A 10,444-nucleotide genomic window follows, 5' to 3' on the forward strand; every position below is an offset into this window, starting at 1 on the left:
TCGCCGCCACCCATCGCGCGCGCCAGCCCCACCACATGCCGCACGACTCACACGGCAACCCGATCGCGACAGGACTCCGCCCATGACGACGCAGCCCGCCCCGCAATCCTCCGGCCTGCTGGCCTGGTTCCGCCGTGCCGGGTGGAAGGCCGCGCTCGATGTCGGCACGAATATCGTCCTGCCGGTCCTGGTCTATGATGCCGTTCGCCCGGCCTGGGGCGCGGCCGGGGGCCTGATGGCCGCGTCCCTGCCGCCCCTGCTGTTCAGCGCGGGCGAATTCTGCCTGACGCGCCGCATCGACGCGCTGTCGTTCATCGTGCTGGCGGGCATCATGCTGTCCCTGCTGGCGCTGCTGGGCGGCGGTTCGGAAAAATTCCTGCAACTGCGTGAAAAGATGGTGACGGCCGTCATCGGCATCGCCTTCCTCGGCTCGGCCGCGATCGGCCGGCCGCTCGTCTATCCGCTCGCCCTCGCCACCCTGCGCCGCACCGCCCCTTCCGCCGCCGTCGCCTTCCAGGCCCGGCGCGACCATCCCGCGATCCGCCGCGTCATGCTGCGCATGACCCTGGTCTGGGGCGCCGGCCTGCTCGCCGACGCCCTGGCCGGCGTCGCCCTGGTCTTCGCGCTCGGCGTCCGCGCATACCTGCTGGTCGCGCCGCTCCTGTCCTATGGCAGCATCATCGGCCTCACCCTCTGGACCGCCTGGTATCGCCGCCGCGCCCTGACCGGCTTCGCGGACATCGCCGCCGTTCCCTCCTTGCGGCGCGCTGCTCTCACCGCGGATAATAATGCCGATAAGTCCGCAGCACGCTCGGAAAAGCCTGCCTGACGATGCTTCTGATGCCCAGAGCGGCACCGTTGAGGCCGAACTGGTAATTCCTCACCATGTTCCGCATGACAGTGACGGGATAGATGTCGCGGAACAAGCCGAGCGCCCCGTCGGCGGCCAGCGCCTCGTACAGAAAACTCCCCTCCGGGGGCGCCATGTCTTTCCAATATCCCATGCCCGTCAGAATATTGTTGAACAGATGCAGCGTGATGGCCTGCCCGCATTTCGCGGCGCATGCGTCGCGCCATTCCGGCAGAAGGACTTTCTGGATGTCGTAATGCTCGATCGGATAGAAAATATTAGCCGCGGCCGGGCGCAGCGTCTCGGGATAGGCCTTCGCCAGCTTGCCCAGCAGCAAGGGCCCGGTTTCGCCCCAGCGCAGATTGCGATCGGCCATGGCTTCCGCGCCGGCGATCAGCGATTGCAGCATGGCGGCGTCGCGCAGATAAAGAATCGCGCCATTGATGCCGCCCTGCTCCTCGCGCGCGACGATGTCGGGCAGGGTATACGCAATCCGGTTCGACAGCATAAGGACGTCCAGATCGACCCAGGCCATGCCATATTGCCGGATCATCACGTAACGAAACAGGTCGGAGAAATGACCCAGGGCGGGCCGGCCATTATGCAGGAACCGTCGCGTCATCTCCTCCGGCAGCACATCCGCCGCATTCGCGACCGTGACGCCGTCCGGCACGTTCTCGACCGGCTGATATGAAAACAGGGTCAGCGCATAGCCACGAAAGACGAACGACGCGGCACAGGCATGTTCGAGCGCGGACAGGCGCCCCCCATACCAGAACGTACCGAAATCGGTGGTCGGAAGGCGCGCATGATATGGCTGAAGATCCTGATTCCGGAAATCCCGATCCTGGAAATCCCGGTCCTGGAAAGACGGGTGCGCGACGGGAATGGCTTTCAACTGGGCGGACGACATTTACGCCTCGAAGGGTTTGCACGACATGATCAGGTCTTCCGCCGGGTCATAGACGCATGTCATGGCGGCATCCACCCTGCGGCATGAAAATGTTCATGAATTATTTCATGCTGACGTCCTGTCTCACGTTCGAAACAAGAGGGTCAGAACTCAGGACAATATTGATCATGTCCGTAATTTTCAAACATGCATGGAGACATTTCCGCTTCGCCATAAAAATTTCAATAACGCCAAACATCGGAAAAGTTTCCAGGTGGTAAATCTTCCTGTGCGCCGGCCGGCCCGGATCGGCCGCGCGCACCCCGCCCGCGGTCTCGCCGCGGATGCGGCAATGCCGATTCTTTCGTCTCTTTCCCCGGAACCTCCCGCCGTCCACTTCCTGCCATGATTAGGTGCTTTGAACGGAGAAAGCACTCCGCATGCACCACGCCTCGTCCGTAGAGACTCCACCCGGTCCGTCCCTCGGGCCGGGCGAACCGCCAGGGAAAGCACCAGGGAAAGCAATAGAATCGCCGCCCGGGGCTTCACGGAATTATGAAAATATATTTTTAACCATGATACAATATGACCAAAAAATAGAACAAAATGACTGTAAATATGAGGGATTAAAAAATATTGAAATTGACGATTGAGACGTGCAAGATAATACTATTCCAGTTTCAAGCTACGTGTTTTCTGACGTTTTCATAATTCAAACAAATCCAAACAGATCGAATTTTTATCCACATATAGGATCTGTATTGAAGGGATTGATTCAATGCGCGTGGGGCAGGTGCCATTTTTAGAAACCAACGTAGCTCAGCTCAGCGGCCTTTTGCGGGAAATCAATGAAATAGAAGAATCCGGGATCTATAGTAACTATGGTCCCGTGAATACGAAATTTGAATCCGCGCTTATTTCGACAGTGTTCGGCGGTGTCGGAAGCTGCGTGACCGTATGCAATGCGACCATCGGTTTGATGATCGCCCTCAAATATGTAACGCGGCATGTCGACCGGTCTCAAAAACCATATGTTCTCATGCCGTCCTTTACCTTCGCCGCCGCGGCCCATGCGGTCATATGGGCGGGCTTCACGCCGCTCTTCGCCGATATCGATCCGCAGAGCTGGACCATGAGCGCCGAGTCGGAGGCGCAGATCCTGGCCTCCCAGGCTTCGAAAATCGCGGCGATCTTTCCCTACGCCGCGTTTGGAAACGCCATCGATCTCGGGCGCTACATCGATTTTTACGAATCGTACGGCATTCCCACCGTCGTGGACGCAGCATCGTCCCTGGGCAGCCTGAATCTGGCCGGGCACGGGTTCGGCACCGGGTTTCCCTTCCCGATCGTCTTTTCTCTTCACGCCACCAAGGCGCTGGGCGTCGGAGAAGGCGGCTTCATCTACAGCGACGATGCCGGGATGATCCAGCAGCTCCGCGCCATGGGCAATTTCGGCTTCGAGCGCCCGCGCCACGCGACGATTGACGGGATCAATTCAAAAATGCCCGAGATCAGCGCCCTCCTCGGACTGGACGGGCTGAAAAGGCTGGAAGCCATCAGCCGGAAAAAGGACGAGCTGGCGCAGATGTACCGGGACTGCCTGCCGGATTTCACGTTCCAGACGGTTCTCGGCCGGCGCTCGGCCTATCAGTTCATGCCGGTACTCCTGCCCGAGCGCGGCGCGTCCCGCCGGGACCAGGTGCTTGCCCGCATGAAGGACAGCCAAATCGGCACCGCGACATATTTCTCGCCCCATCTCGCCGAACAGAAATATTTCGTCCCCAGGGCCGAAACGACGTCTCTGCCGGTCACTGACCGCATCGCGTCGGGCGTCGTATCCTTGCCGCTCGGCCACCGGATGACGTCCGACACGATTCAATTCGTATGTGATGAATTCAGGCGCAGTTGCCAGCAGGAATTCAATTGAACGGCCGCGCGTCCGGTTTCGAGGACATGCCGATAACCGAACATGATAACTGAACGCAGATAACCGGACGGAAAGTGGCGGTCGTCATGCCCGATTTTCTCTACGAGGAACGACGCTTCCAGCTCGTGATCGTCGGCGGCGGCCCGGCCGGAATCGCGCCGCTCCTGGCGGCCCACCATGCCGGGCAACTCGATGATCTTCTGTCCGCAGGGGTGGCGATCGTCGAACGGTCCGGCGCGCTGGGCGCGGGAACGATCGGTCACTACGCCATCAATTCCGACAGCAGCGGCGCCACCTTCGTCGATTGCCTGCGCAGCCCCGTCCCGACGCCCCTGACGGCTCTATACGATCATCCGCTTGCGAAAAGCCTCGCCGCGGCCGGGGACGGGGCGGTGCCGCTGCGCGATGCCGGACGCTTCCTGGCCCTGGTCGGAGCGGCGCTGGAGGCGATGATCCGCGATTACGCGGGCTGCGCGGTCCTGACATGCCACACGGCTTGTCACGTGCGCCGCGATCGGGACGGCTGGCGCGTGACGGTCCGGGACGAACACGGCAACCAGCGCGCGCTGCATGCCCGAAACGTGGTGCTGGCCACCGGCGGCCATCAGCCGGAAGAGCGCCTCGCGGCCGAACGGGTCGGCGGCGCCACGCTCGTGGATCTGTGCGGCGACCGCCTGGTCCAGTCCGGCGACGTGCTCGGCCTCGGCGGCCTGCAGCGCATGGCGGATCGCCTGTCCGGCCTGGACGACCCGCGCGTCGCCGTTGTCGGCGGATCGACCAGCGCCGCCGCGGTCTGCCACGCATTGCTGAACCGCATGCCCACGGTGCGCTTTAAGGCAGGCGGCGTCACGCTGCTGCATCGCCGCCCGCTGCGCATCTACTACCCGGATGCCCAAAGCGCCCTGGCCGAGGGCTACACCGAATTCGACGAAGAGGATATTTGCGGCATCAGCGGCAAGGTTTTTCGTTTCGCCGGTTTCCGGCTCGATTCACGCGAACTGATCATGCAGGCCCGTGGCATCGGCGGCCGCGCGCCGGAACCAAGGCTGGCACTGCACTGCCTGCGGCGATCCGCCAACCCCCAGACCCTTGACTCCCAGCCCCTCGACTCCCAGACCCTCGACCCCCAGGCCCTGGGCATACTGAATCGGGCCGATATAGTCGTCGCCGCCGTCGGCTATCGGCCGCGCGCCCTGCCTGTCATGGACATGGACGGCACACCCATTCGCCTCCTGTCCCAGACCGGGCCGCAGCAGCCGCTCGTTGACGGACAATGCCGCGTCCTGGACGGGGCCGGCACTGCCCTGCCCAATCTCTTCGGCATCGGCCTGTCCGCCGGCTTCGTTCCGCGCGGCGCCCTGGGTGGAGAGCCGAGCTTCCGCGGCCAGGCGAACGGGTTGTGGCTATGGCAGAAGGATGTCGGCGGCTTGATCGTCGACGCCGTGCGCCGCCCGCCGAAACCGGCCTCCCGGCAGCCCCTGCAAGAGAACGTGGATGCATGGAGCTGATGGCAGGAACAATCAAAAACCCCTCATATAATCCCTCATATGCTCGTGACCGGAGAAACAGGTGCCTTGAAGAACACCGAAATCGCCGATGGCGGCACAGGCGACGAAATCGCCGCCATCAACCGGGGTACGCCGGCGCGCCTGGCGGCGCTTGATTCCGTACGTGGCCTCGCCGCGCTGATCGTGGTGATCCACCATTGCTTTCTGACGCAACCCGCCTTTTGCGATTTTTTCTTCTCCACCTGGCAGACCCCGGCTCATACGCTGGGGCAATATATTCTTTTCTACACGCCGGCCCGCATCGTCTGGAGCGGTTACGAGGCCGTGACGCTCTTCTACGTCCTCAGCGGCCTTGTCCTGGCCCTTCCCTGGGCCGAACGCCGGGTGCCGGCCTACCGTACATTCGTCATCAAGCGCGTGGCCCGCATCTATTTTCCGTATTGCGCGGCGATCCTGGGCGCCGCGGTGCTGAACCTCGTCTTCAGGCGGTGGGCCGGCGTGCCGGGCGCCAGCGAATGGGTCACCAGGATGAACTGGTCGCATCCGCTCACCCTGTGGACGCTCGTGGACCATGCCCTGATGTATGGCCACCGCAACAGCGTGAACGGCGCCATCCACTCCCTGATCTGGGAAATGCGGGTCTCGCTCCTGTTTCCGTTCCTGATCCTGCCGATCGCGCGCTACCGGGCGCGGGGGGCCATCGCGGTCCTCGCGGGTCTGGCGGCCTTTGTCGTCTTCCTTCAGTTCTGTGTCGGCGGCGGCTTCGGCGCGCACGGCGCCCTGCTGTCGAGCATGGAATATCGCACGACGGACAAGCTCGGTTATGAAATCCAGTGGACGGCGTACTATGCCTGCTTCTTCGTGATGGGATCGCTGATCGGCTTCTACCTTCAGCCGATCCGCAACGCCCTGACGACATTGTCCGTCCGCGGGCGGCTGGCATTGCTGCTCGGCGGCCTGTTCGTCTTTCAGGGACATTGGTCGCAGATTCATGCCCTGCAGGAAACCATGGTCGCGTTCGGATCGGTCATGGTGATCACCGCATCCTTGTCGCCCGGCATGACCGAGCGCATCTTGCTGCGTCCGTCGCTCCGTTTCCTGGGGCGCATCTCCTACAGCCTGTATCTCGTCCATGTGCCGCTGATTCTGGCGATCGTCAGCCTCTTGCAGGCCGTGCCGTTGCCCTTCCTCCTCGCCGTCGTTCCGCCCCTCTCCATCGCCCTGGGCTGGCTGTTCCACGTGACGATCGCGGATCCCAGCGCGCGGTTCGGCCAGCGGGTCGCAAGGATGCTGGATCACCGCGGCGTCCTCGGGTCCCCCGCCCCCGCCCGTCGAAACTGGTCACAAATATGACCGGGCAAATAGGATTCGGCGGATAGGATTGGGCAAATATGATTCGGGCAAGACAGGGCGGCCAGGTCACGGCGCGCCCAAGCGCTCCCGCAGGGCCGTTCTGCCGCGTGCCAGCGCGGCACGGTAAAGGCGCCCCCGGGTGACCTCCCCCGGGAACCGCGCCAATGCCTGTCGCATGGGACTGCCGGGCAGAAAATAATCCTTCACTGCATTCGTGTTCGCCAGCAGGCTGGCAATATAGCCCGCCTTGTCGCGGACCGGATGCACGAAGGCAGGTTCCTGCACGCCAAGCGTATCAAGATCGTCTTCCAGGATCGGCGGAAACCAGTGATACCGGCTCAGGTCGCCGAATCGGGAAAGCGGCGCCGTGGCAAAGCCGCCGCGATGCAGTTCGGTCGGCACGAAGGTTTCGCTCAGCGGCCAGAAATCGATGTCCGTCCGCCGGGACATCTCGCGCCGCCGCTGCCAGAGATAGCGCAACGCCCGGTTGGAATGCATCAGGACGCAATTCAACGCGCCGCGAAATTCCTCGCTTGAATAGAGGTTTTTATGGAATCGCGTCCACCACCAGCCGTCCAGGTCGTCCCGTGGATGAAAGACGGTCTCGGCGCCGGACAGGATGGCCGCGTTCGCGAATTCCGCGATGCTGCCCAATATGCACGCGTCATACTCCACAAACAGATAATAATCATAATCGGGTATGACGTTCAGAACCTGATAGTGCGTATAGTCGGCATTCCACCACAGCAGGCTGCCTTTCTCATATCGGTCGGCCAGGCCGAGTTCCAGCATCTCGCCCTGATTCGTCCTCAGCACCTTGTCATAGGGCACGGGCCCCGCCGAGCCCGCCGTTTCGTCAATAGAAAGATATACATCGAGAGTACCGGCACCGGAGAGAAGCCGGTTCAATTGTCTGGAAATGAAGTCGTTCCACATATAGGACTTCAAAACCACCGCGCACGACGCCATAAACCCATTCCCGAATATTTAAAAATAGACACATAAGATGTCGAATCGCAGAAGACCGATAGGACGAGACTTGTCCTCGCGCGTAAAATTCGCTCTCTGACCTCATTTCGTTACGAAATTTCAAATCTTTCTACGTTCTGAACGGCGCAGGGTTTTCTGGCGCAGATTATTAAATTATTGTTAATGTGGTTGCGGCTTGCGCCGTCAGGACGATGGCCGCCCCGATCCTGTCACCACGACCGGGGCGTCCCGGATGGGCCGGCTGTCGCTGGACCTTCGGTTCCGCGTAATCGCACAGGCCACCCCCAGGTCGAGGCGGAAACACGCCGCGGAATAGATGGCGGAATAGATATCGGTCGACGCATTCAGGTTGCTGGCCGCCCGCACGCTCAGGCGCCCATTCTCGTCATGCAGCGCCGCGTTGAAATCGTTGTCCGAGGCCGAGGGCAGGGATGCAACGTCTCCCGGCGGATGCGCGCGGTCGAATTGACCCAGGTATAATTCCCCTCCAGCCCGACATGCCGCAGCATTCTCGCCGGTCCCGTCCCGGTGTCTTGGACGCCCCGACCATCCTGCCGCGCCTATGCCGGGCGGTTCTGCGTCGCCATCCGCACCGCCAGCCCGGCCAGGACCGTGCCCATCACCCAGCGTTGCAGCCGCAGCCAGGCGGGGCGCCGGTTCAGAAAGGTCGCGATCGTGCCGGCCATCACCGCGATCACCGCGTTCACCGCCACGCTCAGCGCGATCTGCGTCCCGCCCAGGATCAGCGACTGGCTCAGGATGTCGCCCCGCACGCTCCCGTGCGGCGCACGGCTGATGAATTGCGGCAGCAGCGACAGATACATGATCGCGATCTTCGGATTCAGCAGGTTGGTCACCAGCCCCATGGTGAACAGCCGCCGCGCGCTGTCCCGCGGCAGCGTCCGCACCTGGAACGGCGACCGCCCGCCCGGCCGCAGCGCCTGCCAGGCCAGATAGGCCAGATAGCCCGCCCCCGCCAGCCGCACCGTGTCATAGGCGAACGGCACAGCCAGCAGCAGCGCCGTCAGCCCCAGGACCGCGCAAAGCATGTAGATGACGAACCCCAGCGCGACACCTCCCAGCGAGACCAGCCCCGCCTTCGCCCCCTGCGAGATCGAACGCGAAATCAGATAGACCATGTTCGGTCCCGGCGTCAGCGCCATGCCCAGCGCCAGCAGGGCGAAACCGATCCATTGCGGGGCAGGGGGCATCGCGTCTCTCCTCTTGGTTCGGATCAGAAATGACCCGCGCGCCGCGCCCGGTCAAGCCGGCGCGATCACATGTCCGCGCCCCCCTCGGCGCACATCGCCGCAGCCGCTACGGTCCCGGATCCAGAATCCCAGGGCCGCCTGCATCACGGCGGCCTCGCTCCCCGCCTGCAAGGACCCGGCTCATGACCTATCTGGGACTCGATCTCGGAACCACCGCCACCAAGGCCATTCTCGTCGATGACGGCCAGACGGTACTGGCCGCCGCCACCGCCGCGTCGCAGGTGCTCCAGCCGCGCCCCGGCATCAGCGAACAGGATCCCGAAAGCTGGATCGCCGCCGCCCGCGCGGTGCTGGCGCAACTGCGCGCCGATGCGCCGCAGGCCTTCGCCGCCGTCCGCGCCATCGGCCTGTCGGGGCAGATGCACTCCGTCGCGCCGCTGGACCGGGATTGGCGTCCCCTGCGCCCGGCGCTGCTGTGGAACGACGAACGCGGCCAGGACCAGGCGCTGCGTTTGCAGCAGGCGGTCCCTGGCCTCGCCCGCATCACCGGCGTCCGCCCCATGGCCAGCTTCAGCGCCGCGAAACTGCTCTGGCTGAAAGATGACGAACCCGCCTTGTTCGCCCGGATCCGCCATGTCCTGTGGCCCAAGGATTATCTGCGCCTGTGGCTGACCGGCCAGGCGGCGTCCGACATGTCCGACGCCGCCGGCACCCAGCTCTTCGACCAGGCCGCCCGCGCCTGGTCCGCCCCGATCCTCGGCGCGATCGGCCTCGACGGCGCGACCCTGCCCCCTCTGTCCGAGGGCACGGCCCCCGCCGGCCACCTGCGCCCCGCCGTGGCGCGGGAACTCGGCCTGTCGCCGGATGTCGTGGTGGCGACCGGCGGCGGCGATACGCCCGTCGGCGCGGCGGGGCTGGGCTGCGCCGATGCCGGGCAGGCGTTCCTCTCGCTCGGCACCGGCGCGGTCTATGTCGCGGTGCGCGAATCCTACGATCCCGACCCCGATATCAGCCTGCACGATTTCGCCCACTGCCTGCCCGGCCGTTGGTATCAGATGGCCGCCATGCTCAATGGCGGCAGTTGCCTGGCCTGGGTCGCCGCCCTGTGCCGCGAACCCGACATCGCCGCCCTGCTGGACAAGGTCCAGGCGCGCGGCGCGGCACCGGGCCGCATCCTGTTCCAGCCCTATCTGCGCGGCGAACGCACCCCCTATCACGACCCCGCCGCCCGTGGCGCCTTCATCGGCCTGGACGCGATGACCGACGAAGTGGACCTCGCCCGCGCGGTGCTCGAAGGCGTCGCCTTCTCGCTGCGCCTGGGGCAGGACCTGCTGGCAGGCCGGCAATCGCCGGCCGGCCCGCTCCCCATCATCGGCGGCGGCGGACGCAGCCTCGCCTGGACCCGCATCATCGCCACCGTGCTGGACCGCCCGCTGGTCATCCCGCACAATGCCGAACACGCGGCGGCACTGGGCGCCGCCCGCCTGGCGATGATCGCCCACGGCACCAGCCAGGCCGACGCCCTGCGTCCTTTCAACCCCGCCCGCACCGTCGAACCGGACCGCGACGCGGTCCCGCTCTACGCCGAACGCTATGCACGCTTCCGGCGTCTCTACCCCGCGCTCCACGACCTGACCGCCTGAAACGGGCGCTCCTTTCACATTCCGCCCCTTTCACATTCCATCGACCGCCCGCCGGCGCGGTCGATTCCCG

Annotated in this window: 9 protein-coding genes; 6 read left to right on the forward strand and 3 right to left on the reverse strand. The window is 64.2% G+C overall.

The genetic code is table 11. The annotated features are described in order from the left end of the window. The first annotated feature begins 82 nt into the window (after positions 1 to 82). Positions 83 to 829 carry a VC0807 family protein gene (locus tag AAC691_RS16565; protein WP_342627703.1) on the forward strand — a complete coding sequence of 249 codons (747 nt, stop codon included), beginning with the start codon at positions 83 to 85 and terminating at the stop codon, positions 827 to 829. Here AAC691_RS16565 and AAC691_RS16570 read toward each other — a convergent pair. Next, the gene (locus tag AAC691_RS16570; protein WP_342627704.1) at positions 774 to 1,763 is read right to left on the reverse strand and encodes a hypothetical protein; all 990 of its coding nucleotides are present in this window, start codon (positions 1,761 to 1,763) and stop codon (positions 774 to 776) included. The two genes, AAC691_RS16565 and AAC691_RS16570, sit on opposite strands and share 56 nt — an antisense overlap. A gap of 61 nt (positions 1,764 to 1,824) precedes the next feature. Here AAC691_RS16570 and AAC691_RS16575 point away from each other — a divergent pair, with 61 nt between their 5' ends. The 4 genes from AAC691_RS16575 to AAC691_RS16590 all read left to right on the forward strand — a co-directional run bounded on the left by AAC691_RS16575 (position 1,825) and on the right by AAC691_RS16590 (position 6,530). Next, positions 1,825 to 2,151 carry a hypothetical protein gene (locus AAC691_RS16575; RefSeq protein WP_342627705.1) on the forward strand — a complete coding sequence of 109 codons (327 nt, stop codon included), beginning with the start codon at positions 1,825 to 1,827 and terminating at the stop codon, positions 2,149 to 2,151. 369 nt (positions 2,152 to 2,520) lie between these two features. After that, the gene (locus AAC691_RS16580; RefSeq protein ID WP_342627706.1) at positions 2,521 to 3,669 is read left to right on the forward strand and encodes a DegT/DnrJ/EryC1/StrS family aminotransferase; all 1,149 of its coding nucleotides are present in this window, start codon (positions 2,521 to 2,523) and stop codon (positions 3,667 to 3,669) included. Positions 3,670 to 3,755: 86 nt separating this feature from the next. Continuing rightward, positions 3,756 to 5,177, forward strand: coding sequence for an FAD-dependent oxidoreductase (locus tag AAC691_RS16585; RefSeq protein WP_342627707.1), 1,422 nt, complete (start codon positions 3,756 to 3,758; stop codon positions 5,175 to 5,177). Between the two features lie 66 nt (positions 5,178 to 5,243). Next, positions 5,244 to 6,530 (forward strand): acyltransferase, encoded by a 1,287-nt coding sequence (locus AAC691_RS16590; RefSeq protein WP_342627708.1) that lies wholly within the window; start codon positions 5,244 to 5,246, stop codon positions 6,528 to 6,530. Between the two features lie 66 nt (positions 6,531 to 6,596). Here the strand turns inward: AAC691_RS16590 and AAC691_RS16595 are convergent, their stop codons facing one another. Further along, positions 6,597 to 7,361, reverse strand: a complete 765-nt coding sequence (locus AAC691_RS16595) for a hypothetical protein (protein WP_342627709.1) — start codon at positions 7,359 to 7,361, stop codon at positions 6,597 to 6,599. A gap of 719 nt (positions 7,362 to 8,080) precedes the next feature. Continuing rightward, positions 8,081 to 8,731, reverse strand: coding sequence for a LysE family translocator (locus tag AAC691_RS16600; RefSeq protein WP_342627710.1), 651 nt, complete (start codon positions 8,729 to 8,731; stop codon positions 8,081 to 8,083). A gap of 182 nt (positions 8,732 to 8,913) precedes the next feature. Between AAC691_RS16600 and xylB the strand changes: the two genes are divergently transcribed. After that, entirely contained in the window at positions 8,914 to 10,374 is a 1,461-nt protein-coding gene (gene xylB / locus AAC691_RS16605) for a xylulokinase (RefSeq protein WP_342627711.1), read from the forward strand. Positions 10,375 to 10,444 lie beyond the last annotated feature (70 nt).

It is taken from the genome of Nguyenibacter vanlangensis, assembly GCF_038719015.1.
Classification (GTDB): domain Bacteria; phylum Pseudomonadota; class Alphaproteobacteria; order Acetobacterales; family Acetobacteraceae; genus Gluconacetobacter; species Gluconacetobacter vanlangensis.

Coding starts and splice junctions, on each gene's coding strand:
- AAC691_RS16570 (WP_342627704.1), bottom strand. CDS start 1,763: ATGTCGTCCGCCCAGTTGAAAGCCATTCCCGTCGCGCACCCGTCTTTC.
- AAC691_RS16580 (WP_342627706.1), top strand. CDS start 2,521: ATGCGCGTGGGGCAGGTGCCATTTTTAGAAACCAACGTAGCTCAGCTC.
- AAC691_RS16575 (WP_342627705.1), top strand. CDS start 1,825: ATGGCGGCATCCACCCTGCGGCATGAAAATGTTCATGAATTATTTCAT.
- AAC691_RS16585 (WP_342627707.1), top strand. CDS start 3,756: ATGCCCGATTTTCTCTACGAGGAACGACGCTTCCAGCTCGTGATCGTC.
- AAC691_RS16600 (WP_342627710.1), bottom strand. CDS start 8,731: ATGCCCCCTGCCCCGCAATGGATCGGTTTCGCCCTGCTGGCGCTGGGC.
- AAC691_RS16565 (WP_342627703.1), top strand. CDS start 83: ATGACGACGCAGCCCGCCCCGCAATCCTCCGGCCTGCTGGCCTGGTTC.
- xylB (WP_342627711.1), top strand. CDS start 8,914: ATGACCTATCTGGGACTCGATCTCGGAACCACCGCCACCAAGGCCATT.